Genomic DNA, 25,254 nt, shown 5'->3' with positions numbered 1-25,254 from the left:
AAGGTCCAGTCGGTCAGGCAGTTCTCAATGCCGCCGCCGAAAGCGGTGAAGGGGCTGGTGCCTTCCATGGTTTCTTCGAGGTACAGTTTGGAGCTGGGGCTGGCATAGGCGGAAGCTACAGTATTGGCAGCGTCCAGGGAAGCTGGTTGTTGTGCATCTTTTTTGGAGCAGGCAAACAGGGTAGATGCCAGGAGTACGGAGGAGAGCAGGCCCTTTCCGGAGGAAAGGAGGTCGTTAGTGATTTTCATGAAGGTTGGTGTTAACTGATATTGAATAAATAGTGTTAGCTGACTGATGTTTCCAGGGTATCGGTTATTTGATGACTCAAAATTACAATGGATGGGCTTAGCTCTGCCGTAGGAATCGGTGAATGGGGTATGGACGCAGGTGAATGAGGCGAAAGCCAAGCTGTACAGTACAGGACGGTTGCCTGTGCCCCTGTTTGCGAGGCGGGTGCTGTTTAATTTACTGGCAGTCAATTATATACAGGCGGCCGGCGCCGGCTGGGCATAAAAAAAGCAGCCGGTTGTCCGGCTGCTTTTTTTGTATGCTTCCTGCTGTGTCCAGGATAAATCAGGCTTAGTTCTGAATTTTAAACGAAACCTTGTAGGGAGTTCCTGCAACGCCATTAACATAAGGAGTGGCGGTCAGGGTGTATTTGCCTACTACGGGTCTCCAGCTCTTGTAGTTGCCGTCTACATCATCAAAGGCGGCAAACGGAGCCTTGCTGTCGGTGAAGGTCTGGCTGGCAGCACCGCTCAGTTGAATTTTCACCTGGCTAGCGGTACCGTTCACGTTGGCACGGAAGTTCAGCTTCTGGGCACCTACCTTGCTCAGGTCGATGGTAGCACCTTCAGTGAGGGTCAGCACGTCTTTTTCAATAGCCGAGTTTACTGCGGTAAAGCTTACCACTGTGGCAGCACCGGTAGTGGGTGTAGTCGGGGTGGTAGGAGTTTCGGGGGTAGTCGGCGTAGTGGGCTGATCAACCGGGGGTGTAGGAGGAGTGGTCGGCGTAGTCTTGCCCGAGGTCATGTCGGCAAAAGTAGCCTTGGCAGTACCTACACGTACGTTATCAAAGTACAGTACACGGGAGTTGCGGTCCGAAGTGCCGTTCAGGAAAGAGGCTTTGTACAGGCCGATCTTCCATTTGGGAACTTTCAGGTGAATGTTGCGGCCGTTGATGGTGTGGATCTTTTGCCCGTCGCGCCATACTTCGATCAGACCATCGGAACCGGTAGAGTGGATGACGTGGAACACGAACTCATGCCACTTGTCCTTGGATATTTTGTTGAAGCCGGAAACCGCACCGGTAGCTACGCTGCTGCTGTTGTTCAGCGAGGCGGAGAACAGGTCATATTTTTTCAGGGTAGTAGAGCCGGAGGGGGGCGTTACTTCCAAAAATGCTTTATCGTCCTGGCAGCGGATGGTGGTCTCGTCGGAACCGTCTTCGAACCACTGGTTGATGCAATCTCTTTCGCTATCGGGCTCAAAGCCAACAGTGGGGAAATAGATGGCAAAGGAGTACCAGGCTTCCTTGCCGAAGTTGGGCCATTCGGAACCGCGGATGACGGTTACTTCGGAGCGGATTTTGGAGGAAGAGCCTACTTTAGGCTGGTCCTTGCGGATCTCGAAGCGTACGGATTTATTACCCTGGTAGGCCAGGCCGGGGAAGGTATAAGAATAGTTGGTGGCTGCTACTTCAGGGTTGCCGCCGAACACGACGAAGGGGTTGGAGCCTTCCATGGTTTCCTCTACGTGGAGGGCGGAGCTGGGGGCGGCATAAGCGGAGGCTACGGTGTTGGCCTCATCGAGGGTAGCGGGCTGCTGCACATCTTTTTTGGAGCAGGCAAACAGGGAAGAAGCTACGAGTACGGTGGAGAGCATGCCCTTTCCGGTGGAAAGGAAGTTTCTAGTGATTTTCATGAGGTTGGTAGTTAAACAGGTTTGGGAAAAATGTTCTTTATAAAATGTTGGTGTTCTTTATTTTACAAGGGTATCGGCTTGTTTGATGACTCAAAATTAGTACGGATGCGTTTAGCTCTACCATTGGAATCGGTGAATGGGGTGCAAGTGGGGGTGAAACCGTCTTATTGGAAGCTGGACAGTACAGGATGGTTATAAGCGTACTCTGCCATAAAATGGCATTTTTTATTTTATATATTATTGATAGTCAGCGTGTTGTTGTTTTTTTTAGGGCGTAAGGCCTATTGCCGGTTTTGCCTTGGAGGGACCGGGGAGCGGTTTTACGCCGGGCTAAAAGAGAGGGAGTACCCGTTTTACAGGGCATTATAATTACCACACCAGGTTCAGGTTGAAGACCGGGTAGGTATCAAAGGGCTTTTGCGGGAAGGTACCGGGGTATTTTTCCGAAGCAAGCTGGTAGATGCTCAGGATGCGGCTGTTGCTGGGCGGATCGATCTGTTCGTACGGCCAGGCTTTTTCTTTCATCAGGTAGGGCAGGAACCACGCCACGCCCCGGCGGATGCCCTTGCCCTGCGCTGTCTGGTAGCCCCAGACATCCACGCCCACCCGTTCGCCGATCTGGGCCAGCTTGGTCCAGCCCAGCAGGTTGCGGGTAGTGTAGTTCCACGACTTGGTCCGTATGAGCTCGAGCGGCTGGGCCCCCTCTATGGTAAATTGCCGGTCGATGCGCGGCAGGGATTGCTCCTTCAGCACCCGGCGTACCTTTTTTTTCTTTCCCAAAAACAACAGGTAATCGGTGAGCTGCAGGTCGAAGTAGGTGCCGTGGTTGTTGTCGTGGGCCTTTGCCTGCTTGCCGTTCTTGCTGTGCTGCAGCCAGTGGGCGTATTTTTCAAACCAGCGGCGCAGGTCCCGGACAAACTTCCGGTTGAGGCTGTTGCTGCCCTTGATCAGGACCAGCGCGTCGGGAATATTGGTAAACCCCTCGGTATCGAGTACGCCGGAACCGCGGCCTTCGGTAACGCCGGGAATGCCCTGGCTGAAGTTGAGGTTGGGATTCATGTGGGTCTCCTTGTCCAGGAACCATACCCGCAGCAGCTCCACGGCCTTGCGGGCGAAGTCTTCCCTGCCGGTAAAATAATACGCCAGGGCCAGCTCCTTGACCTCGCGGGTCATGTGGTCCATTTCTTCGTGGTCCTGCATCAGGTTGCGTTCGGGGTTGACTTTGCCGTCCCTGCGGATGTAGGGCTTGCCGCCTGGCTGGGAGGAGTCGGGCCACCAGTAGGGGCCCTGGCTCATGTAGTCGTGCTTGTCGCCGCTGGGCGGCAGCTTTTTTTTATTGGTGACGGTGTAGGGGGTGACTGCCAGCAGCTGCTCGGTTTTTTTCAGGAATTGCTCTACTTCCTTTTTTACCCCGGAGGAGGCAGGGCCCCGCAGGTATTCCTGTTTGATGGCCGCCAGCTTATGTTCATCTACCAGGATAAAGGAAAGACGAGGGGGGCTGGCCTGGGCCACGCCCGGGCGCACCATACCTGCCAGGGCAAGGGCGCACACCAGAAACAGGATCGAACGGGACATGTAGCGGGGATTGAAGGTAAACAACAAGTTACCGCTTTTTTGGCAACCGGCCAGTGCCCCCGTCACCGGCACCCCATACGGCCTTTCGGGCCGTCTTTAACGTTTATTAACCTTCGGTATCTCTTTTTGCGGCCGGGCTTGCCAAAATAGTTGAATAATATGCCAACCTTATAGCTGCCGCAGCGGTAAAAGTTTTATCAATTTGCAGTAACAAATAAAGTTTACGCGTTTACAAGTTTAGGGGTTTACGAGTTGGGTGTTTTTAGGGTTGGGACGTGAACTTGTTCGGTGAGTTTCTTTAATAATCAACGCATTTTCAAGCTGCTCTGGGCAGTTCCGCCGGTACGTCATTACCGGGTTTTCGGGAGCCCGCAGCAGTTTAGTCTATACAAGCAAGTGTACGAGGGGTGTTTCTACATCCCTTTTTTTATGCCCTCCGGCGGAGCCGGCAGCGCCTGTCTCAGGAACGGCGCCGTTTTGCTCTTTTTCGCTTGTGCCACCTGGCCAGGCGTGCCGGCCGCCACGATGGTGCCGCCTTCTTCCCCTGCGCCGGGACCGATGTCGATGACCCAGTCGCTGGCGGTAATCACGTCCATATCGTGCTCTACGACAATGACCGTATTGCCGGCGTCTACCAGGCGGTTCATTTGCACCACCAGCTTTTCCACATCCGAAGGGTGCAGCCCGGTAGTGGGTTCGTCGAGGATATAAAGGGTGTTGCCCTTGCCCAGGCGCTGGAGTTCTGTAGCCAGTTTGATGCGCTGGGCTTCGCCGCCCGAAAGTTCGGTGGCCGGCTGTCCCAGGCGCAGGTACCCCAGGCCCACCTCGTGCAGCATTTCCAAAGAGCGGCTGATGGCGGGTTCTTCCGAAAAAAATTCATGGGCTTCGTCCACGGTCATGCGCAGCACTTCGGCGATGTTCTTTTCCTTGTATTTTATTTCCAGCGTTTTTTCGTTGTACCGGGTGCCGCCGCAAACGGGGCAGGGGGCATACACGCTGGGCAGGAACAGCAGTTCCACCATCACAAAACCTTCCCCCTCGCAATTGGCACAACGGCCCTTGCCCACGTTGAACGAAAAGCGGCCGGCATCGTAGCGGCGGGCTTTGGCGGTTTTCGTGGCGGCAAATAATTTCCGGACGCCGTCGAACAGGCCGGTATACGTGGCCAGGTTGGAGCGGGGCGTGCGGCCAATCGGCTTTTGGTCCACCCGCACGAGGCGTTTGATGGTTTCCATGCCGCCGGTAATTTTTCCGCCTACCGGCCCCACGCTTTCCTGCTGCAAAGGGTCGCCCTCTTCTTCCTCCACGGGCAGGTCGTGGCCCAGGTGGCCGGCCACCAGCTCTACCAGCACCTGGCTGACGAGGCTGGACTTGCCCGATCCCGAAATGCCGGTAACGGAGGTGAGCACGCCCAGGGGAAAGGCCGCATCAAGATGGTGAAGGTTGTTGCGGGTAACGCCCTGGAGCTGCAGCCAGCCGGCCGGCTGGCGGTACGACCGCTCCGAAGCGGCAGGACCCTGGAACAGGTGCTCCCGGGTGCGGGAGGCTTTTACTTTCTGGAGCCCTTCCAGCGGGCCGCTGTACAGGATCTCGCCGCCCTTTTCACCGGCGGCGGGACCTACGTCCACGATCCAGTCGGCATGGCGGATGACGTCGATCTCGTGCTCCACGACGAAGATGGAATTGCCCGAAGCTTTGAGTCGGTCCAGGGCCCGCAGCAGGGCCTGCGTGTCGGCCGGGTGCAGGCCGGCGGAGGGCTCGTCGAGCACGTACACCACGCCAAAGAGGTTGCTGTGCACCTGGGTGGCCAGCCGCAGCCGCTGCAGCTCGCCGGGCGAAAGGGTAGGGGTGCTGCGCTCCAGCGTCAGGTAGCCCAGTCCCAGGTCGAGCAGCACCTGCAGGCGCCCCACAAAGTCCTGGGCAATGCGCCGGGTCACGATGGCTTTTTCCTGGTGCTCCTTTTCCTGGCGGGCAAGGGCTTCGGACGACCCGTCGGCATAGGGCTGGAAGATGGCCTGCAGCCTTTTGAGCGACTGCCGCGACAGCTCGGTGATATCGTGGCCGGCAAAGGTCACGGACAGCGACTCGCGGCGCAGGCGCCTGCCCCGGCATTCGGGGCATTCGCTGCTGATCATGTATTGGGCCACCCGCTTCTTCATCAGCGCGCTCTGGGTGTGGGCAAAGGTGTGGAGCACGTAGCGGCGGGCGCCGGTGAAGGTGCCCATATAATCCGGTGGCTCCTTGCGCTTCAGCGCCTGCTTCACCTGTTCGCGGGTGTAGCGGGGAAAGACCGGCACCGTGGGGGTTTCCTCGGTAAACAGGATCCAGTCACGGTCTTTTTTGGGCAGCTCGCGCCAGGGGATGTCCACATCGTAGCCCATGGTGGTCAGGATGTCGCGGAGGTTTTGCCCCTGCCAGGCCGGCGGCCAGGCGGCAATGGCCCGCTGGCGGATGGTCAGCGAGTCGTCGGGTACCATCGATTTCTCGGTCACTTCGTAAATTTTTCCCAGCCCATGGCATTGGGGGCAGGCGCCTTCGGGCGTATTGGGCGAAAAGGCCTCGGCATAGATGATGGACTGGCCTTTGGGGTAATCGCCGGCCCGGGAATAAAGCATGCGCAGCAGGTTGGAGAGGGTGGTGACCGAGCCCACGGAGGAGCGGGTGGAGGTGCCGCCGCGCTGCTGCTGGAGGGCTACCGCCGGCGGCAGGCCCTCCACTTCGTCCACCTCGGGCACCGGCATCTGGTGAAACAGGCGCCGGGCGTAGGGCGAGACGGACTCGAGGTAGCGGCGCTGCGCCTCGGCATACAGGGTGCCGAAGGCCAGGGACGACTTGCCGGAGCCGGAAACGCCGGTAAACACCACCAGGGCATCCCGGGGTATTTGAAGGCTGACGTTTTTGAGGTTGTGCTCGCGGGCACCGCGGACATGTACGAACCCGTCCTGCAACGGGTGGGGTTGCTGCTTCATGGAAGGGATGCTTCAAATGCAATACCACAAACAGTATGCGCCCCAACTCGTGAACTCGTAAACCCGTGAACCCGTAAACTTTTTCGACGCCTACAGCCCAAACTCCTTCTGGTACACCAGCGGGCTTTTCTTCGTAGTCATTTTAAAATATTTGTGGAAGCTGGTGAAGTTGTGAAAACCGCTTTCGTAGCAGATCTGCTTTATACTGAGCTTGTTTTCGATCAGCAGCTTGCAGGCATGTCCCACCCGCAGCTCCACCAGGAACTGCGAATAGGTTTTCCGTGTTTTCGACTTGAAATACCGGCAGAACGAATGGGGGCTGATATTGGCTATTTCGGCGATCTCCTCCAGCTGGATCTTGCGCCGGAAATGCTTCATCGAGTATTCGTAAATAGCGTTGATCCGGTCGCTGACCCCTTCGGCATTATCCTGTTTAAAACCCATAGAGGACAGCAGTTCCAGGTCCTTGCAGTCGGCGATGGTGGTGAGCGCCTCCAGCAGCAGCATGATGCGCTGCGGCCCTTCGGCCTTCAGGAGGGCTTCCAGCAGCCGGGCCACCTTTTCGCCCGAAGCGCCGGGGATCAAGATGCCCCTTTTCGACTTTTCCAGCACGGTGCGCAGCGGCAGGTTCTCCGGCAGGTCCAAAAACTTTTCGCCCCAGAAGTTTTCGTGGAAGTGGGCCACCCGGATGTCGGCATGCGCCCCGGAGGTATCGTGAAAATAAAGGTCGTCGAACCGCCAGTAGTGCGGCAGGTTGGGGCCCACCAGCACCACGTCGCCGGCGGTAAACCGCGAGATGTGGTCGCCGATGAACTGGGTGCCTTCCCCTTTTTCAAAATGAATCAGCTCCAGCTCGGTATGGTAGTGCCAGCGGTTGTTGATGTGGGGCACCAGGTCCCTGCGTACGCTGAACGAACATCCGGGTCCTTTGGAAACTTTTAATAGCTGGGGCCTCATACTGCAAGTGGTTTAATGAAGGGAAAAAGGGACTGCTAAAATAGATGGGTTTGCCCTGGGTGCCTGCCAAAAAAAGGATAAAACTCCTAAAATATTAACCTGTCCCGGTGCCAAAGTTCGCTGGTTATGCCAATATTGTTGAATGGTTCGACAATTTGGTGCATCATTTTCATGCCGAACCGTAGTTGTTTTGTAATCCCTTTGGGGAAATTTTATTCATTTTCCGCCGGTTATCAAAAAATATCTTCTGCCATATGAAGCAAGCAAACCACTACCGTCTCCCTATTATCCTGGTGACCTCCCTGTTTTTTCTCTGGGGCTTTGCCCATAACCTGAACCCGATCCTGATTCCCCACCTGAAAAAAGCCTGCCAGCTCACCGACATGCAGTCGGCCCTGATCGATTCGGCCTTTTTCATCGCCTATTTCGCGGTGGCCCTGCCCGCCGGCCTGTTCATGAAAAAATTCGGCTACAAGGGCGGCATCGTGTTGGGGCTGCTGCTGTTTGCCGCCGGTACGTTCCTGTTTTACCCCGCTGCCGGCACGCGCAACTACGGCCTGTTCCTGATGGCCCTCTTCGTCATCGCCAGCGGCCTGACCTTTTTGGAAACCGCCGCCAACCCCTATATGAATGCTTTAGGTGATCCGGCCAAGGCTACCCAGCGCCTGAACCTGGCCCAGTCGTTCAACGGGCTGGCCGCTACCCTGGCGCCCTTCCTCGGCGGCATCCTGATCCTGTCGGGCGGCACCGACGAATCGAAAAACCTGTCCGGCGCAGCCCTCGACGCCTACCTCACCAAGGAAGCCAGCGCCGTGCAGCTGCCCTATATCGTCATCGGGCTGGTGGTGCTGCTGGTGGCCCTGCTCATTTCCCGTACCGCCCTGCCCGAGATCGCGGAGCCCAAAAGCGCTACCGGTGCCAAATCCTCCGGCGGCATCGGCGGCCTGCTGAAAGAAAAAAACTTTGTGCGCGGCGTGGTGGCCCAGTTCTTCTACGTGGGCGGCCAGGTATGCGTGGCCAGCTTCTTCATCCGCTATGCGGGCCAGGTGGCCGGCCTCGACGAGAAGCTGGCAGCTAAGTACCTGTCGGCTGCCATGTTTGCTTTTATGTCCGGCCGCTTCATCGGTACCTTCCTGATGCAATACGTTTCCGCTGCCCGCCTGTTGCTGCTCTACAGCCTGGCCTGCATCGCCCTGCTGGCCGTGGCGGTGCTCAATAAAAACATGACCGGCGTGTATGCGCTGATGGGCCTGCAGTTCTTCATGTCCATCATGTTCCCGACCATCTTCTCCCTGAGCCTGACCGGCCTGGGCGACAAAACGAAGCAGGCATCCTCCTTCCTGATCATGGCCATCGTGGGCGGTGCCATCCTGCCCCTGGTGATGGGCCGGGTGTCGGACCTGTCGAACATCAGCGTGGCCTATACCGTGCCGGCGCTTTGCTTCCTGGCCGTGGGCTATTTCGCCCTGCGCCTGGTGGGTAACAAAGCTGCACAAGACATGAAAGTGGAGCTGACCCACGCTTAATCCACATCCTTATAAACTGGAAACTCTTTACGTCTTTTTATGAATACCGTCAACCGACCTTTTTTGCAGATACACCCCAGCGACAACGTGCTGGTGGCACTGACCGACCTTCCCTCCGGGACGGTGGTGGCGCATGGCGGCGCCGAGCTGACGCTGGTGGAAAACATCCCGGCCAAGCACAAGTTCTTCATCCATGATATGGCAGCTTCCGAGGAAGTGCTGATGTACGGATCGCTGGTGGGCAAAACCCAGCGCGCCGTGCCCCGGGGCGGCCTGATGACCACCGATAATACCAAGCATGCCGCCGGCAAGTACGCCTACCGCGGCCTGCAGCAAACCTGGACCGCCCCCGACGTGTCGGCGTTTGCGGACCGCACCTTCCGAGGCTACCGCCGCAGCGACGGCCGCGTGGGCACCGCCAACTACTGGCTGTTCGTGCCCATGGTGTTCTGCGAGAACCGCAACCTCGACGTCATCAAGGAAGCCCTTCACAACGAGCTGGGCTATGCCGTCACCGACAAGTACAAATCTTACACCCGCCAGCTGCTCCAGGCTTACAAAGAAGGCCAGGACATCAACGCGCTGCAGCTGCAGCCCGTGGCGGCCGATACTTCCGCCCGCGTATTTCCCAACGTGGACGGCATCAAGTTCCTCAAGCACAGCGGCGGCTGCGGCGGCACCCGCCAGGACGCCAACACCCTCGGCGCCCTGCTGGCGGCCTATGCCGACCATCCCAACGTGGGCGGCGTAACGGTCATGAGCCTCGGCTGCCAGCACCTGCAGGTAGCCAATTTCATGGACGACCTCAAAAAGCGCAACCCCTCTTTTGATAAGCCCCTGTACATTTTTGAACAGCAGCTGGCCCAGAGCGAAGAGCAGCTGATCGCTGACGCCATCCGCCAGACCTTCCAGGGATTGGCAGAAATTAATAAGTTCCAGCGGGAACCGGCCCCGCTCAGCGCCCTGACCATCGGCGTCAAATGCGGTGGCTCGGACGGCTTTTCGGGCATTTCGGCCAACCCCGCCGTGGGCTATACCTCCGACCTGCTGGTGGCCCTGGGCGGCAAGGTGCTGCTGGCCGAGTTCCCCGAACTCTGCGGCGCCGAACAGGACATGCTCGACCGCTGTATCGATGAAGCCTCGGCCGGCAAGTTCATCGACCTGATGGAGTCGTACAACGACCTGGCGGAAAAGCTCGGATCGGGCTTTTACATGAACCCCTCGCCCGGCAACATCAAGGACGGCCTCATCACCGACGCCATCAAGTCGGCCGGCGCCGCCAAAAAAGGCGGCACCGCCCCGGTGCAGGATGTGCTGGATTATACCGAGCCCGTGACCAAGGCGGGCCTGAGCCTGGTGTGCACCCCCGGCAACGACGTGGAAGCCACCACCGGCAAGGCTGCTTCCGGCGCCACCCTCATCCTGTTCACCACCGGCCTGGGCACGCCTACCGGCAACCCGGTTTGTCCCACCATCAAGGTGGCCACCAACTCGGCCCTGGCTACCCGCATGGCCGACATCATCGACATCGATACCGGCGGCATCATCCGCGGCGAAAAGACCATCGAGCAGATGGGCGAGGAGATCCTGGAATACTGCATCCGTGCGGCCAGCGGCGAAGTGACGCCCAAGGCCGTGCTGCTGGGACAGGACGATTTCATTCCCTGGAAACGGGGCGTATCCCTTTAATTCATATTTAACATCCCATAAATTACGATGAGTTCTTTAGCAGGAAAAAAAGTAGTGATCACCGGTGCCGGCAGCGGCATCGGCCGGGCCACCGCCCTCTTGTTCGTACAGAAAGGCGCCGAAGTGCATGCCCTTGACCTGAACGAAAGCGCCGTGAACGCCGTGGTGGAAACGGTGCTGGCCAACAAAATCAAATACAATGGCGCGAAGATCCAGGGCCACGTTTGCGACGTGACCAACCAGCAACAGGTAGTGGACGTATTTCAAAGCATCGGCACCATCGACGTGCTGGTGAACAGCGCCGGCATCTCGCATATCGGCAAAGCCGAAACCACCTCGGAAGAAGATTTTGACCGGGTATTTAAAGTCAACGTAAAAGGCGTGTACAACTGCCTGTTCGCCGTGCTGCCGCTGATGCGCCAGCAGGGCGGGGGCGCCATCCTGAACCTGGCCTCCATCGCCAACAACGTGGGCATCCCCGACCGCTTTGCCTACTCCATGAGCAAGGGCGCGGTAGCCGCCATGACGCTGTCGGTCGCCAAGGACTATATCGCCGACGGCATCCGCTGCAACTGCATTTCCCCGGCCCGCGTGCATACGCCCTTCGTGGACGGGTTTCTGAAAAAGAACTATCCCGGCAGGGAAGAAGAGATGTTTGAAAAACTCTCCGCCACCCAGCCCATCGGCCGCATGGCCATGCCTGAGGAGATCGCACACCTGATCTGCTATCTTTGCTCCGGCGAAGCCTCCTTCATCACGGGTTGCGATTATCCCATCGACGGCGGCTTTATTAAACTGAATAACTAAACCTTATAACAAAGTAGTAACATGAAATTGATCCGGTTCCGGGACAACGGCAGCGTGAAGCCCGGTCTCCTCCTCGACGGCCAGTATGTGGACGCCTCCTCCTTCGGCGAAGATTACAACGAACAGTTCTTTCAATCCGGCGGCCTGGAAAGGCTGCAGCAGTTCGTGGCCGAAAAGGGCCAGAGCCTGCCCCGCCTGAACGGTGACGTACAGCTGGACAGCCCCGTAGCCCGTCCCTCCAAGATCGTGTGCGTGGGCCTGAACTATGCCTCCCATGCCCGCGAAACAGGAGCGGCGATTCCTGCCGAGCCCGTGCTGTTCATGAAGTCGACCACCGCCCTTTGCGGTCCCTTCGACGACATCGTGATCCCGCGCAATTCCGAAAAAACCGACTGGGAAGTGGAGCTGGCCTTCGTGATCGGCAAAAAAGCTTCCTACGTGGACGAGCAGGACGCCCTGGACTATGTAGCCGGCTACTGCCTGCACAACGACGTGAGCGAGCGCGCCTTCCAGCTGGAAAAAGGCGGCACCTGGGATAAAGGCAAGGGCTGCGACACCTTTGCGCCCATCGGGCCCTTTATGGCTACCTCCGACGAGATTGCCGACCCGGGCAACCTGCGCCTGTGGCTGAACCTGAACGGCCAGAAAATGCAGGACGGCAATACTTCCGACTTCATCTTCCCGGTTCCCTACCTGGTGCATTACATCAGCCAGTTCATGACCCTGCTGCCCGGCGACATCATCTCCACCGGCACGCCTTCGGGTGTGGGCCTCGGCCTCAACCCCCAGGTGTACCTGAAGGAAGGCGACGTGGTAGAACTGGGCATCGACGGCCTGGGTACCTCGAAGCAAAAAGTAGTGGCCTACAAAAAATAAGCAAACAGCCAAAGGCTTGCATATGAAACTGAACCTGACAGACAACGTAGTCATCGTTACCGGCGGAGCCAAGGGCATCGGCGCCGGCATCGTAAAAGCCCTGGCGGCCGAAGGGGCGCTGCCGGTAATTATTGGCCGCTGTAGCCAGGATAATCAGCGGATGGTGGAAGAAGTGGAAGCCGAAGGCGGAAAAGCTTTTGCCATCCAGGCGGAGCTCGCCCGCCCCGAAGAATGCAAAAAGGCGGTGGCCGCCATCGTGGAACGCTTCGGCCGCATCGACGGGCTGGTAAACAATGCCGGCCTGAACGACGGCGTGGGCCTGGAGCACGGCGGCTATGACGCCTTCATCAGCAGCCTGCACAACAGCGTGGTGCATTACTACCTGATGGCGCAATACGCCCTGCCCGAGCTGATCCGCTCGAAGGGGGCCATTGTCAACATTTCTTCGAAAACGGCCGAAACCGGCCAGGGCAATACCTCGGGCTATGCCGCCTCCAACGGCGCCCGCAACGCCCTGACCCGCGAGTGGGCGGTGGAGCTGCTGAAGTACGGCATCCGCGTGAATGCCGTGGTGGTGGCGGAATGCGAAACACCGCAGTACGCCTCCTGGCTGCAAACCCTGCCCAACCCAGAAGAAAAGCTCCGGGAGATCACCGGCCGCATCCCGCTGGGCAACCGCATGACTACGGCCGCGGAGATCGCCGACATGGTGGTCTTCCTGCTGTCGGAGCGCTCGGCTCACACCACGGGCCAGCTGATCCACGTCGACGGCGGCTACGTCCACCTCGACCGGGCGCTGGCAAACGCGTAGCTCCCTCCCGGCCTCCCCCGGTGGGGGAGGAGCGGGGCACACTCCGCAGGTCTTAGCGCAGACTATTATTCGTAAAGCCCTTCATAAGAAAGCACTCAACGTTTTTTCGTTGGGTGCTTTTTTTATTTCCCTTCGTATATATGCATGCGCGAAAAAAAATCGGAGTGCGCCCCACCTCCCCCCACCGGCTACCGTTAGGATACATCTTTTGCGGATGGGAAAGGTCTGCGTAGCGCCAAAGAAGCCCTGCGGGCTTCTGGTCCCGGAAACTGCTGAGCTTAACCTCATCACAGATGTGTCCTAACGGCAGCCCCCACCGGAGGGGCCGGGGAGGCTGGCTGCTGTTATTGACGTAACTTGCAGTTGCTCTTTGATTGTCTCACCTAAATTGTCCGTCATGAGAAGAAATACATTCCTTCCCACCGCCTTCCTGCCGGGCCTGATCATGACCTGTATCGCCCTCAGCTGTTCCAAGGACAAGCAGGATAGCTCCCTTTGCGGCGGTAAGTCGGAGTCCATCGGATTCTGGCTGAGAACGAGTAATTCCCTGTTTCAAAATTTTAATGCCCTGCCTACTACGTACATGGAAGGCAACAACCGGGTGTTCCAGTGGAGCCGGAAGGTGGGCGGCGTCTGCCCCCACGAGCACGTGAAGGTCGAATGCGATGTGGAGTTGAATAACGCAGCTTCCCCGGTCAGCGCCCGGGGCCGGGTGGACTGGCTGCTGTTTTTCGAGCGGAAGATCACCATGACCCGGTCCGGGAACTATTTCAAGGGAGCCGAGGAAGTGGGCCTGAAGCAGGCGTTTGGAGAAGATACCGCCTGGTTCGTTCCCAGCGTGGAAATCTTCTTTCCCACTAAAGGCAGCTACAGCGCCGATTCCGCCTTTGTACTCGAACATGTGGCCAAGGTCTCCTTCCGGGCCGACTTCCGGGTGTATAAAGGTTTATAGGAGTTTATGAGTTAGTTCCTGAGTTCCTGGGTTAGGGGTTCGTGGGAATTTGGGTTCATTCTCCCGGGTTAAAAAATAACCTCTTTCTCCCTGGATCCGTTTTCGGAGTTACGCCAACCCAGGAACCCAGGAACTTAGGAACTCAGGAACTAACTCGTAAACCCGTAAACTTGTAAACTCGTAAACTTTTTCAATGGCGGTAACGGAGGACGGTGTCCGTTACTATAACAGAACCCGGAAGGAACACCTGTTCTCATTCCCCATTGCTTGCCCCGTCTTTATTCCATTTTTTCAGGCTTGTCGCACTCCATAGCAGCGCCCCCTAAGCGGGGAACGGGATCCGTATGCCGTGTGCGGTGCACAGCTTTCCTAACCTTAAAATTCGATCCAGCCATGGCGTACGAAGCGATCTCGGTTTTCGACATGTTCAAAGTAGGGGTGGGGCCCTCCAGCTCGCATACCCTTGGGCCCTGGAGGGCCGCGGGGCAGTTTGTGCAACTGCTGAAGGCCAAAGGCCTGCTGGGCCGCGTGCGGTCCGTGCGGGCGCTGCTGTACGGCTCGCTGGCCAAGACCGGCAAGGGGCACGGCACCGATGTGGCCCTGCTGCTTGGGTTGGCGGGCTATGCGCCCGAAACCATCGACACGGAGGCGATCACGGCCATTACGGAAACGATCGAAGAAAGCGGCGCCCTGCCGCTGGGCGGCGAAGCCTCCGTGCCCTTTATGTCCGCCCGTGATCTCTGTTTCCTGCGCGAGGAGTCGCTGCCCTTCCATCCCAACGGCCTGGTGCTGGAAGCGGAAATAGAGGGCTGGAACAGCCTTTTTCGCAAAACCTATTACTCCATCGGCGGCGGCTTTATTAAAGAAGACGGCGCTACCGAATACACGGCCACCGCCCTCCGGTTGCCCTATCCCATCGATACGGCGGCGGACCTGATGCGCTGGTGCAGCCTGCTGGATAAAAAGATCCCCGACGTGGTATGGGAAAACGAAAAAAGCCTGCGCACCGAAGAGGCTGTCCTCCGCGACCTGCGGCTGCTCTGCCGCCTGATGGTGGAGAGCATCTATCGCGGCTGCCATACCGAAGGCGTGCTGCCCGGGGGGCTGAACGTGAAGCGGCGGGCTGCCGCCCTGAACCTCGACCTGCTGGAGGATGCCGAATATGACAGCTGCGACAGCTGGTTCACCGCCATCCGCAACGGGGGCAGCGACTTCGCCTATATCCTCGACTGGGTGAGCTGCTTTGCCCTGGCGGTGAACGAGGAGAACGCCTCCTTCGGCCGCATTGTGACGGCCCCCACCAACGGGGCGGCGGGCGTCATTCCCGCGGTGCTGCTCTATTTTATCATCTTCTGCAACGGCAATAACGAACGCGAAAAATCGCGCTTCCTGATGACGGCAGCCGAGATCGGCAGCATCTTCAAAAAAGGGGCGACCATCTCCGCGGCCATGGGCGGCTGCCAGGCCGAGATCGGCGTTTCCTCGGCTATGGCCGCCGCCGGCCTGGCGGAAGTGCTGGGCGGCTCGCCCCGCCAGTGCCTGATGGCGGCCGAGATCGCCATGGAGCACCACCTGGGCCTGACCTGCGACCCGGTGGGCGGACTGGTGCAGGTGCCCTGCATCGAACGCAACACCATGGGCGCCATCAAGGCCATCACCGCGGCCCAGCTGGCGCTGAAAAGCGATCCCTGGGACGCCAAGGTGTCGCTGGACGACGTGGTGAAGACCATGTGGGAAACCGCCCAGGGCATGAGCGCCCGCTACAAGGAAACCGCCGAAGGCGGCCTGGCCCTCCACATCCCCATCAGCCTGAGTGAATGCTGACCCAATTGACCTGTAATCCCTTTAAACCAGATACCTTATGCGCTACAAGAAACCTGTTTCCCTCTTACTCAACGAGGCTAACCAAAGCGGCGCCGGCACCCTGAAGCGGACGCTGGGCGCCGGCAGCCTGGTGGCCCTGGGCATCGGCGCCATCATCGGCGCGGGCCTGTTTGTGCGAACGGCGGCTGCCGCGGCCGACCATACTGGCCCCTCGGTGACCCTGTCGTTTTTGCTGGCCGCCATCGGCTGCGCCCTGGCCGGCCTGTGCTATGCCGAATTCGCCTCCATGATCCCCATTGCGGGCTCGGCCTATACCTACTCCTACGCCACCATGGGCGAGCTCATGGCCTGGATCATTGGCTGGGACCTGGTGTTGGAATACGCCCTGGGCGCCGCTACCGTGGCTATCGCCTGGTCGGAATACCTCAACAAGTTGCTGGACCATTTCGGGCTGTCGCTACCGTACTGGCTCTGCCATTCGCCCTTTGAAACCTCGGCGGACGGCGTCAGCGGCCTCATCAACCTGCCGGCCCTGTTCATCGTGGTGGCGCTGTCGCTGGTGCTCATCCGTGGTGCCCGCGAGTCCGCCACCCTCAACGGCCTGATCGTGATCTTGAAGGTGGCCATCGTCATCGCCTTTATCTGCCTCGGCTGGTCGTTCATCAACCCTGTGAACCATACGCCCTATATCCCGGTCAATACCGGCGAGCAGGCCCTGGCGGCCGGAAAGATCGGCCTGCTGGATTTCTTCAACGGCGACTTCGGCCACTTCGGCTGGAGCGGCATCGTCAGCGGGGCCGGCGTGGTGTTCTTTGCCTTCATCGGCTTCGATGCCGTGTCCACGGCGGCGCAGGAAGCCAAGAACCCGCAGCGCGACATGCCCATCGGCATTCTCGTGTCGCTGGCCATCTGCACCGTGCTGTACGTGCTCTTCGGCCATGTGCTCACGGGCGTAGCCAATTACAAAGAATTCGTGACGGCCGGCAAGGAAGCTTCCGTGGCCTATGCCATCGACACCTACATGCGGCAGTACGGGTGGCTGTCGCTGCTGGTGACCATCGCCATCCTGGCGGGCTTTTCTTCCGTGATCCTGGTGTTTTTGCTGGGGCAGTCCAGGGTGTTCTTTTCCATGTCGAAGGACGGCCTGGTGCCGAAAGTTTTTTCGGAAGTGCACCCGAAGTACCATACGCCTTATAAGTCCAACCTCATATTCATCGGGCTGGTGGGCCTGTTCGCCGCCTTCGTTCCCGGCGAGGTGGTGGGCGACATGACCAGCATCGGGACGCTCTTCGCCTTTGTGCTGGTGTGCATCGGCGTGCTGCTGATGCGCCGCAGCGACCCGCATACGCCCCGTCCCTTCAAAACGCCGGGCATGCCCTTCGTACCCATAATAGGCGCCCTGGCCTGCCTGCTGATGATGGCCGGCCTCGGCAAGCACAACTGGGAACGCCTGCTGCTGTGGATGGCCATCGGCCTGCTGATCTACTTCACCTACGGCATCAGGAACTCGGTGATCCGCAAAGCCTCCCGCAAATAAGATCAAGTGAACCCCTAATTAAACGTTATGCTGAAAAACTATATTCTGCATCCACACGAAACCTTTGAACGCCGGCACATTGCCGTTCGTGAAAGCGATGCGGCCGCCATGCTGCGCCTGCTGGGGGCCGGGTCACTGGACGAACTGATCGACCAGACCGTGCCGGAAGCCATCCGCCTGCGCCGGCCCCTGCAACTGCCCGATGCCCTGAGCGAGTGGGACTACCTGGCCGCCCTGAAAAAGACGGCCGAGAAGAACAAGGTCTTTAAATCGTTTATGGGTAAAGGTTATTACGATACCATCACGCCCAACGTCATCCTGCGCAATATTTTGGAAAACCCGGGCTGGTATACCCAGTACACGCCCTACCAGGCCGAGATCGCCCAGGGCCGCCTGCAGGCGCTGCTCAACTTCCAGACCATGGTGGCCGACCTCACGGGCATGGAGCTCGCCAACGCCTCCCTGCTCGACGAAGGCACCGCCGCCGCCGAGGCCATGCTGCTGCAGTACAGCCTGCGCAAAAGCCCCGACGCCCGTACCTACTTTGTTTCCGACCGGGTGTTTCCCCAGACCCTCGAGGTGCTGAAAACCCGCTCGGCCCCCTACGGCATCGAACTGCAGATAGGCGACCACCGTTCCCTGGAACCGGGCGCAACGCTCTTTGGCGCGCTGGTGCAATACCCCGCCGGCGACGGCGCCCTCTTCGACTACGAAGACCTGGTCCTGACCCTGCACCGGCAGGGCGCCACCCTGGCCGTGGCCGCCGACATCATGGCCCTGGCCCTGCTGACGCCCCCGGGCGAATGGGGCGCCGACGTGGTGGTGGGTTCCACCCAGCGCTTCGGCGTGCCTATGGGCTTCGGCGGCCCCCATGCGGCCTACTTCGCCACCAAGAAAGCCTACAAGCGCTCGATCCCCGGCCGCATCATCGGCGTCACCATCGATGCCGCCGGCGGCACGGCCCTGCGCATGGCCCTGCAAACCCGCGAGCAGCACATCAAGCGCGAAAAAGCCACCTCCAACATCTGCACGGCCCAGGCGCTGCTGGCCACCATGGCGGGCATGTATGCCGTGTACCATGGTCCCGAAGGCATCCGGGCCATCGCCGGCCGCATCCATGCCTTTGCCGTGCTGCTGTCCGACGCCCTGGAATACCTCGGCTACCGCCAGCAGAACGAAGCCTTTTTCGATACCCTCAAAATTGATGTGGGCGAATGGGTGAAGGTTATCCGCTGCGCCGCCCTGGTCAAGGAGATGAACCTGTATTACGAAGGCTCGGAGGTGACCCTCTCGCTGGACGAGACCACGCGGCTGGAGGACGTAAAGACGCTGGCCTCCGTTTTTGCCAAAGCAAAAGGGCGCACCCTTACCGAGGGGGACTGGAGCCACCTGCTCGACCGCCTGGAGGCGCGGCTGCCCGAAGCGCTGCGGCGGCAGTCGCCCTTCCTGGCCCACCCCGTCTTTAACAGCTACCACAGCGAGCACGAGCTGCTGCGCTACATCCGGTCGCTGGAAGCAAAGGACCTTTCGCTTTGTCATTCCATGATCCCCCTGGGCTCTTGCACCATGAAGCTGAATGCCACCGTGGAGATGATGCCGGTGAGCTGGCCGCAGTTCAGCCGCCTGCATCCCTTTGCGCCCGCCGAACAGGTGCTGGGCTACAGCCAGGTGCTGGACGAGCTCAACGACTGGCTCTGCGCCCTGACCGGCTTTGCCGCCATGAGCTTCCAGCCCAACTCGGGCGCCCAGGGTGAATACGCCGGCCTGATGGTGATCCGCGCCTACCATACCGGCCGCGGCGAAGGACACCGCCACGTAGCCCTGATCCCTTCCTCGGCCCACGGTACCAACCCCGCTTCGGCCGCCATGGCGGGCATGACCATCGTGGTGGTGAAGTGCGACGAAAAGGGCAATATCGACCTCGTCGACCTGGAAGCAAAAGCCGCCCGGCACCGCCACGAGCTTTCCTGCCTGATGGTGACGTATCCCTCCACCCACGGCGTGTTTGAAGAAGGCATCCGCGACATTTGCCGCATCGTCCACGACAACGGCGGGCAGGTGTACATGGACGGTGCCAACATGAATGCCCAGGTGGGCCTGACCTCCCCCGGCACCATCGGCGCCGACGTCTGCCACCTGAACCTGCACAAGACGTTCTGCATCCCGCATGGCGGCGGCGGCCCCGGTATGGGTCCCATTGGCGTGGCAGCCCACCTGGCGCCCTACCTGCCCGGCCACCGCTTTGCCGCCGGCAGTGAACAGGCTATCACCGCCGTTTCGTCGGCCCCCTGGGGTTCGGCTTCCATCCTGCTCATTTCCCATGCCTACATCGCCCTGATGGGTGCGGAGGGCCTCACCAATGCCACCCGCCACGCTATCCTGAACGCCAACTACATCAAGGCCCGCCTGGAGCCGTATTATCCCGTTCTGTACGCCGGCCGTGAAGGCCGTTGCGCCCACGAGCTGATCCTCGACTGCCGCTCGTTTAAAGCCCTCGGCATAGAGGTAACGGACATCGCCAAACGTTTAATGGATTACGGCTTCCATGCACCCACCGTATCGTTCCCCGTGGCCGGCACGCTGATGATCGAGCCCACGGAATCGGAACCGAAGGCCGAGCTGGACCGTTTTTGCGACGCCATGATCGCCATCCGCAAAGAGATCCAAAAGGTAGAGAAAGGCATTTGGGAAAAGGGCAACAACCCCCTCAAAAACGCCCCGCATACCGCCTCGGCCCTGGCGGGCGCCTGGGGCCGTCCCTATACCCGCGAGCAGGCAGCCTTCCCGCTGCCCTACGTGGCAAAAAACAAATTCTGGCCCTCCGTGGCCCGTGTCAACGACACCCACGGCGACCGCACCCTGATCTGCTCCTGCCCGCCGGTACAAGAGTATGCCGAAGAAGCGGCCCCTGCCGCTGAGGCGGAACAGATACTCCAAGTGGAGTTGCCGGCAGCACAGATCTTTTAATAAGTAAGGTAAAAGGAAGCCCGAAGGGCTTCACTGTGAATAGCCCCCGGTGCAACCCGGGGAACGGCCGGGATTTGTCACGACAACCCCGCAGGGGTTGAATGTGTCCTGTTCGATTTTCAATAGGTTGCAAACGGGAGGGAATTTTCGGAAAGCCTTCCTAAGCCCGGACCACCCGTTTGTTGTGGGTCCCACAATCAACCCTTTCAGGGTTGTGTCCTTAATGGGCACCTGTTCCCCGGGTTGCACCCGGGGCTACTCACAGTGAAGCCTTTCAGGCTTCTGTTTAAGAGTAGGATACAGAGCGAATGAAATAGAAACAGTAACCATTATAAAAACCTAATTCTCTACACCCATGAATTTTCCATCAGCATTGAAATACACCAAGGACCATGAGTGGATCCGCGTGGAAGGCGAGGCCGCCTATGTCGGCGTGACCGAGTTTGCACAGCGGGAGCTGGGCGACATCGTATACGTGGACGTTGCCGGCACCGGCAGCCTCGTGGAGCAGGAAGCCGTATTCGGTTCCATCGAAGCCGTGAAAACCGTATCCGACCTGTTCATGCCCCTGGGCGGCACCATCCTGGAAGTGAACGAAAAGCTCGCCAGCGAGCCCGAACTGGTCAATAGCGACCCTTACGGCGACGGCTGGATCGTAAAAGTATCCCTGTCGGACCCGGCGCAGCTGGAAGGCCTGTTGTCGGCCGAGGACTATAAAAAGATCGTAGACTGATAAAACCAAAGGAGGAACGAATGAAAAAGACGGCCCTGACCCATGTGCACCAGGCGCTGGGAGCGAAGATGGTGCCCTTTGCGGGCTACAACATGCCGGTGCAGTATGCCGGCATTATCGCCGAGCACGAAACCGTGCGAAAAGGCGTGGGCGTGTTCGATGTGTCGCATATGGGCGAGTTCCTGCTCACCGGGCCCGGCGCCCTGGAACTGGTGCAGCGCATCTCCTCGAACGATGCCTCGAAATTATTTGACGGCAAGGTGCAGTATGCCTGCATGCCCAACGAGGAGGGCGGCATCGTCGACGACCTGCTGGTGTACCGCATCGATGCCCAGACCTATATGCTGGTGGTGAATGCCTCCAATATCGAAAAGGACTGGAGCTGGATTTGTTCGCACAACCACGGGGGCGTGGAAATGCGGGATCTTTCCGACGGCACGGCGCTGCTGGCCGTACAGGGACCGCAGGCCGCCGCCGCCCTGCAGCCTTTAACGGATATGGATCTTTCCGCCATGGAGTATTACAGCTTTCAAAAAGGGACCTTCGCCGGCGTGGACAACGTGATCGTGTCGGCCACCGGCTATACCGGGGCGGGTGGTTTTGAGATCTACGTGGACAATGCCTACGCCGAATACGTATGGAATAAAATATTTGCCGCCGGCGCTTTTTTGGACATCCGGCCCATCGGCCTGGGCGCCCGGGATACCCTGCGGCTGGAGATGGGCTACTGCCTGTACGGAAACGACATCGACGACAGCACCTCGCCCCTGGAAGCCGGCCTGGGCTGGGTGACCCGCTTCACGAAGGATTTTGTGAACGCGGCCGGCCTGCGGCAGCAAAAGGAACAGGGCGTATCCAAAAAGCTCGTGGGCTTTGAAATGATCGACCGCGGCATCCCGCGCCACGGTTATCCCATCGTGGATGCCGCCGGCCTGACCATCGGTAAAGTAACCTCCGGCACGCAGTCGCCTTCCCTGCAAAAAGCCATCGGGCTGGGGTATGTGGAGGCGCCCTTCGCCGGCCAGGGCTCGGAGATCTTTGTCCGCATCCGTGACAACCGCCTGAAGGCAAAGGTGGTGAAAACACCCTTCCGGTAACAGGAGTTTCCGGGCGGCAGCATAACTTGATAAACGTAACGGATAACCGCTTTTTTCCAGTGACCTTTGCGCAATACCAAAATGTATAAAGTCACTGTTATGAAAAGATCCCTGGCCGTTCCGGTTGCCCTGCTTTTGCTGCTGACCGCCTGTGAGCGGGACAACGAAGCTGATGACATCATCACGGACCCGGTAAGCCCGGTTATTTATACGGCCCGGTTCCCGGATTCCGTTTTTCATTACCAGCATAAGCCCGTGCTCGACATCGACCACGACGGCCGTTTCGATTTTTCCTCCGGCACCGAGATTGCCGGGAGCAGGGAGGGCGACCGCTGGAAATATTACCTGAACCCCGCCCCGGGCTGGACCATCCTACTGGATGCCAATGAAAACCCGGTGCCCCTGGACAAAGGAGTGGTGATCGGCGAAGACCCCGGCAGCGGCCGTTCCTGGTCGCTGTCCAATGCCCTGCTGGTGGAAAAATGGAACCGCCTGGACGGCAGCACCCACCGCAGCGGGGCCTGGTACACGCCCCACCGGCAATATATGGCCGTACGGCTGAAGAAGGACGATCGCTATTACTACGGCTGGATCGAGCTGGGTTACCAGCCCAAAGCCGACGAGCCCAGCGACCAGTTCATCTACCGCACCGCGGCCGTCGCCCGTACGTCCGGTCGGCCGGTAAAGGCCGGTGAGGCCCAATAATCAGCAAAAAGGAGTATCTTAAGCCCTCTTTCCGAGGAGGAATTGGTTCATTGGTTAACTGGGGTATTGGGCCTTACCGCCCGAAGCTTTTTTCGCGTCGGAGAACTCCTGATTCCCAATTAACTAATGAACCAATGAACCAATTCCCCCTTACGCCACGCTAAATCCTCCTTGCCATGGGTGAAGAAAAGAACGCTATGAAGCGGCGCCAGTTTTTGGGCAATATCTCCAAAGCCGGTTTGCTGGGAATGCTGGGGGGCTCGCCCGTCGTCAGCCTCGCCAAGGGCGCCACGGCCCCGGCCGCAAAGCCCGAGGCGGGCCACGTCTTTACTTCCCGGCCCTACCTGCAGGCGCCCGCCCCCGACGGCATGACCGTCATGTGGATCACCAACAAGCCTTGTCACAGCTGGGTGGAATTTGGCGAAGGGGGGCAGCTGGACCGGCAGGCCCGCGAAGTGCAGGGCGGCCTGGTCAACGCCTACAACCGGGTGAACAAGGTGCGCCTGCAGGCCCTGAAGCCCGGCACCACCTACAGCTACCGGGTAGTGTCGCGGGAGATCCTCCAGTTTGAGCCCTACGACCTGAAGTTCGGGGAAACCCTCGCCAGCCCGGTCGCCACCTTTACCACTCCGCCGCTCAAAGCCAAAGAAGTGAGCTGGCTGATCCTCAACGATATCCACGACCGTCCGCATTCCATCCCCCTGCTGATGCAGCTCAATGGCAACGACCCTTACGACTTCGTGTTCCTGAACGGTGATATGTTCGACTACCAGGTGGACGAGGAGCAGCTGGTAGATCATTTGCTGCTGCCCTGCACCGGTACCTTTGCCGGCAACGTGCCTTTTTTGTTTGTGCGGGGCAACCACGAGATGCGGGGCAAGTACGCCCGTGAATGGCAGCACTATTTCTCCAACGGCGAGGGCGACTATTATTTTACCATCAACCGCGGGCCGGTGCACGCCATCGTGCTCGATACCGGCGAGGACAGTGAAGATGCGGACCCCAAGTACCACGGCATCGTGGATTTCGACGACTACCGCCGCGAGCAGGCCGTGTGGCTCGAAAAGCAAATGCAGGCACCCGCCTTCCGAAAAGCGAAGTTCCGGCTGGTGATGATGCATATTCCCCATTACCACGGCGGCGACAAGCACGGATCGCTCCATTGCCGCCAGCTGTTCGGTCCCCTGTTTGAGAAATACAAGATCGACCTGTTCATTGCCGGCCATACCCATAAGTACGGCGTCTTCGACCCGAAGCCCGGCGAGCACAGCTATCCCATCATCATCGGGGGCGGCCCCAAGGAAGGGGCGCGGACGCTGATCAAGATAAAGGCGGACGAAAAGAACCTGTCGCTGCAAATGCTCCGCGACGACGGGGAGCTGGTGGGTCGGTACCAGCTGAAAAGCAAAAGGTAAGCCCGGTCTGATCTTCCCGGTTATTTCCGGGCCTGGGCAGTTGCTGTAGTTGTGGAAGGTGCTTTTTGAAAAGTAAGAATATTCATTTCCCGGCCTTTTTCATACACGATCGGTGCGGCGACGCTTTGCCGGAGTTCAAACCCGTGCTGTGCCAGCAGGGCGGTGATGCTGTCGGCCGGCAGGTGCAGCTTTTTGCAGCCGGGATCCATTTCTCCGGCTTGCAGGGGCTTGACCTCCACCACCATCAGGCGGCCGGAATCGCCGAGAACCCGGTACAGCTCGTTCAGCATGCGGTGCGGGTCGGAAAATTCGTGCAGGGTTTTGCGGCACAGGACCTTGTCCATGGAGCCGGTCTCCAGCGGGATATGCGTCGGTGTGTTGAGCACCAGGTCGTAGGAGTAGGTGTTTTTGGAACGATACAGCTGTTGGTAGGAAACAAAATTTTTCCGGACCCTTCTTTCATTCAGCCAGGCTTTGTCGATGTCCACCAGCTTATAGTGCAGGTTATTGACGGCCAGGGAAAAGAAGGCGTCGATGGTGGCGTCGCCCGCGCCGATATCGGCAACCGTATCACCGGGGCGAAAACCGAGGAGTTCCGCCTCACGGGCAAAGAACTGCCGCATGGAGTCGCGGGGAATGACCTTATTCTGGCTGTTATAAAAAGGTGGGGCGCAACTGAGCAATAAAAGGGTGACGATAAAGAGGTACAGGATTCTCATGTTGTTTTGGTGGTTTGTCTTAGCGGGACAAATATAAGGGTTCTAGGTGTTTTCCCTGTCACGGGATGGCTGGGAAGGCCTAAGTATGAATGCTTATTGCATCATCATTGTTTCCATAGGTCGGATCGCCCGGTTCCGGCGTAAGGGATCGCCCCTTTTTCCGGGCCGGTTT

The 25,254-nt window shown here is 59.0% G+C and carries 19 protein-coding genes; 13 read left to right on the top strand and 6 right to left on the bottom strand.

The genetic code is table 11. The features are described from left to right. The 5 genes from V9K67_RS23150 to V9K67_RS23130 all read right to left on the bottom strand — a co-directional run. A partial coding sequence (locus V9K67_RS23150) for a hypothetical protein (protein WP_336726765.1) occupies positions 1-248 on the bottom strand: 248 nt, incomplete at its 3' end. A gap of 331 nt (positions 249-579) precedes the next feature. Continuing rightward, positions 580-1,923, bottom strand: coding sequence for a polysaccharide lyase family 20 protein (locus tag V9K67_RS23145; protein WP_336726764.1), 1,344 nt, complete (start codon positions 1,921-1,923; stop codon positions 580-582). A 369-nt stretch (positions 1,924-2,292) separates the two neighbouring features. Beyond that, positions 2,293-3,498, bottom strand: coding sequence for an alginate lyase family protein (locus V9K67_RS23140; RefSeq protein ID WP_336726763.1), 1,206 nt, complete (start codon positions 3,496-3,498; stop codon positions 2,293-2,295). A 413-nt stretch (positions 3,499-3,911) separates the two neighbouring features. Further along, positions 3,912-6,467, bottom strand: a complete 2,556-nt coding sequence (gene uvrA / locus V9K67_RS23135; protein ID WP_336726761.1) for an excinuclease ABC subunit UvrA — start codon at positions 6,465-6,467, stop codon at positions 3,912-3,914. A gap of 90 nt (positions 6,468-6,557) precedes the next feature. Further along, a complete protein-coding gene (locus tag V9K67_RS23130; RefSeq protein WP_336726759.1) occupies positions 6,558-7,424 on the bottom strand; it encodes an AraC family transcriptional regulator in 867 nt (288 codons plus the stop codon). A 254-nt stretch (positions 7,425-7,678) separates the two neighbouring features. Here V9K67_RS23130 and fucP point away from each other — a divergent pair, with 254 nt between their 5' ends. The 13 genes from fucP (at position 7,679) to V9K67_RS23065 (ending at position 24,363) form a co-directional block, all read left to right on the top strand. Then, entirely contained in the window at positions 7,679-8,950 is a 1,272-nt protein-coding gene (fucP, locus tag V9K67_RS23125) for an L-fucose:H+ symporter permease (RefSeq protein WP_336726757.1), read from the top strand. Positions 8,951-8,989: 39 nt separating this feature from the next. Continuing rightward, positions 8,990-10,639 carry a UxaA family hydrolase gene (locus tag V9K67_RS23120; protein WP_336726754.1) on the top strand — a complete coding sequence of 550 codons (1,650 nt, stop codon included), beginning with the start codon at positions 8,990-8,992 and terminating at the stop codon, positions 10,637-10,639. Positions 10,640-10,666: 27 nt separating this feature from the next. Continuing rightward, positions 10,667-11,446 (top strand): SDR family NAD(P)-dependent oxidoreductase, encoded by a 780-nt coding sequence (locus V9K67_RS23115; RefSeq protein ID WP_336726751.1) that lies wholly within the window; start codon positions 10,667-10,669, stop codon positions 11,444-11,446. A 21-nt stretch (positions 11,447-11,467) separates the two neighbouring features. Beyond that, a complete protein-coding gene (locus V9K67_RS23110; protein WP_336726749.1) occupies positions 11,468-12,322 on the top strand; it encodes a fumarylacetoacetate hydrolase family protein in 855 nt (284 codons plus the stop codon). A gap of 22 nt (positions 12,323-12,344) precedes the next feature. Then, positions 12,345-13,133: an L-fucose dehydrogenase gene (locus V9K67_RS23105; protein WP_336726746.1), complete on the top strand. Its 789-nt coding sequence runs from the start codon at positions 12,345-12,347 to the stop codon at positions 13,131-13,133. Between the two features lie 397 nt (positions 13,134-13,530). Next, positions 13,531-14,085 (top strand): hypothetical protein, encoded by a 555-nt coding sequence (locus tag V9K67_RS23100; RefSeq protein WP_336726743.1) that lies wholly within the window; start codon positions 13,531-13,533, stop codon positions 14,083-14,085. Positions 14,086-14,478: 393 nt separating this feature from the next. Next, entirely contained in the window at positions 14,479-15,909 is a 1,431-nt protein-coding gene (locus V9K67_RS23095; protein ID WP_336726741.1) for an L-serine ammonia-lyase, read from the top strand. A 37-nt stretch (positions 15,910-15,946) separates the two neighbouring features. Beyond that, on the top strand, positions 15,947-17,446 hold the full coding sequence (locus tag V9K67_RS23090; protein ID WP_336726739.1) for an amino acid permease: 1,500 nt from the start codon (positions 15,947-15,949) through the stop codon (positions 17,444-17,446). 27 nt (positions 17,447-17,473) lie between these two features. Continuing rightward, positions 17,474-20,413, top strand: a complete 2,940-nt coding sequence (gene gcvP, locus V9K67_RS23085) for an aminomethyl-transferring glycine dehydrogenase (protein WP_336726737.1) — start codon at positions 17,474-17,476, stop codon at positions 20,411-20,413. A 355-nt stretch (positions 20,414-20,768) separates the two neighbouring features. After that, positions 20,769-21,146 (top strand): glycine cleavage system protein GcvH, encoded by a 378-nt coding sequence (gcvH, locus tag V9K67_RS23080; protein WP_336726736.1) that lies wholly within the window; start codon positions 20,769-20,771, stop codon positions 21,144-21,146. A 20-nt stretch (positions 21,147-21,166) separates the two neighbouring features. Further along, a complete protein-coding gene (gene gcvT, locus V9K67_RS23075; RefSeq protein WP_336726734.1) occupies positions 21,167-22,243 on the top strand; it encodes a glycine cleavage system aminomethyltransferase GcvT in 1,077 nt (358 codons plus the stop codon). Positions 22,244-22,342: 99 nt separating this feature from the next. After that, positions 22,343-22,948 carry a hypothetical protein gene (locus tag V9K67_RS23070; protein ID WP_336726732.1) on the top strand — a complete coding sequence of 202 codons (606 nt, stop codon included), beginning with the start codon at positions 22,343-22,345 and terminating at the stop codon, positions 22,946-22,948. Positions 22,949-23,124: 176 nt separating this feature from the next. After that, on the top strand, positions 23,125-24,363 hold the full coding sequence (locus V9K67_RS23065; RefSeq protein ID WP_336726729.1) for a purple acid phosphatase family protein: 1,239 nt from the start codon (positions 23,125-23,127) through the stop codon (positions 24,361-24,363). A 20-nt stretch (positions 24,364-24,383) separates the two neighbouring features. On the opposite strand, the gene V9K67_RS23060 is transcribed toward V9K67_RS23065, so the two are convergent. Further along, the gene (locus V9K67_RS23060) at positions 24,384-25,082 is read right to left on the bottom strand and encodes a class I SAM-dependent methyltransferase (RefSeq protein WP_336726727.1); all 699 of its coding nucleotides are present in this window, start codon (positions 25,080-25,082) and stop codon (positions 24,384-24,386) included. Between the last annotated feature and the right edge of the window lie 172 nt (positions 25,083-25,254).

It is taken from the genome of Huijunlia imazamoxiresistens, from assembly GCF_037132455.1.
Classification (GTDB): Bacteria; Bacteroidota; Bacteroidia; order Chitinophagales; family Chitinophagaceae; genus Flavisolibacter; species Flavisolibacter imazamoxiresistens.
The sequence above is the reverse complement of the archived record's forward strand: the minus strand, read 5'-3'. Positions and strand labels throughout refer to the sequence as shown.

What these genes read in the sequence shown, in the direction of transcription:
- V9K67_RS23100 (WP_336726743.1), top strand. Translation starts at nt 13,531, where the DNA reads ATGAGAAGAAATACATTCCTTCCCACCGCCTTCCTGCCGGGCCTGATC.
- gcvT (WP_336726734.1), top strand. Translation starts at nt 21,167, where the DNA reads ATGAAAAAGACGGCCCTGACCCATGTGCACCAGGCGCTGGGAGCGAAG.
- V9K67_RS23145 (WP_336726764.1), bottom strand. Translation starts at nt 1,923, where the DNA reads ATGAAAATCACTAGAAACTTCCTTTCCACCGGAAAGGGCATGCTCTCC.
- V9K67_RS23140 (WP_336726763.1), bottom strand. Translation starts at nt 3,498, where the DNA reads ATGTCCCGTTCGATCCTGTTTCTGGTGTGCGCCCTTGCCCTGGCAGGT.
- V9K67_RS23105 (WP_336726746.1), top strand. Translation starts at nt 12,345, where the DNA reads ATGAAACTGAACCTGACAGACAACGTAGTCATCGTTACCGGCGGAGCC.
- V9K67_RS23060 (WP_336726727.1), bottom strand. Translation starts at nt 25,082, where the DNA reads ATGAGAATCCTGTACCTCTTTATCGTCACCCTTTTATTGCTCAGTTGC.
- V9K67_RS23120 (WP_336726754.1), top strand. Translation starts at nt 8,990, where the DNA reads ATGAATACCGTCAACCGACCTTTTTTGCAGATACACCCCAGCGACAAC.
- fucP (WP_336726757.1), top strand. Translation starts at nt 7,679, where the DNA reads ATGAAGCAAGCAAACCACTACCGTCTCCCTATTATCCTGGTGACCTCC.
- V9K67_RS23070 (WP_336726732.1), top strand. Translation starts at nt 22,343, where the DNA reads ATGAAAAGATCCCTGGCCGTTCCGGTTGCCCTGCTTTTGCTGCTGACC.
- gcvH (WP_336726736.1), top strand. Translation starts at nt 20,769, where the DNA reads ATGAATTTTCCATCAGCATTGAAATACACCAAGGACCATGAGTGGATC.
- gcvP (WP_336726737.1), top strand. Translation starts at nt 17,474, where the DNA reads ATGCTGAAAAACTATATTCTGCATCCACACGAAACCTTTGAACGCCGG.
- uvrA (WP_336726761.1), bottom strand. Translation starts at nt 6,467, where the DNA reads ATGAAGCAGCAACCCCACCCGTTGCAGGACGGGTTCGTACATGTCCGC.
- V9K67_RS23065 (WP_336726729.1), top strand. Translation starts at nt 23,125, where the DNA reads ATGGGTGAAGAAAAGAACGCTATGAAGCGGCGCCAGTTTTTGGGCAAT.
- V9K67_RS23130 (WP_336726759.1), bottom strand. Translation starts at nt 7,424, where the DNA reads ATGAGGCCCCAGCTATTAAAAGTTTCCAAAGGACCCGGATGTTCGTTC.
- V9K67_RS23095 (WP_336726741.1), top strand. Translation starts at nt 14,479, where the DNA reads ATGGCGTACGAAGCGATCTCGGTTTTCGACATGTTCAAAGTAGGGGTG.
- V9K67_RS23115 (WP_336726751.1), top strand. Translation starts at nt 10,667, where the DNA reads ATGAGTTCTTTAGCAGGAAAAAAAGTAGTGATCACCGGTGCCGGCAGC.
- V9K67_RS23090 (WP_336726739.1), top strand. Translation starts at nt 15,947, where the DNA reads ATGCGCTACAAGAAACCTGTTTCCCTCTTACTCAACGAGGCTAACCAA.
- V9K67_RS23110 (WP_336726749.1), top strand. Translation starts at nt 11,468, where the DNA reads ATGAAATTGATCCGGTTCCGGGACAACGGCAGCGTGAAGCCCGGTCTC.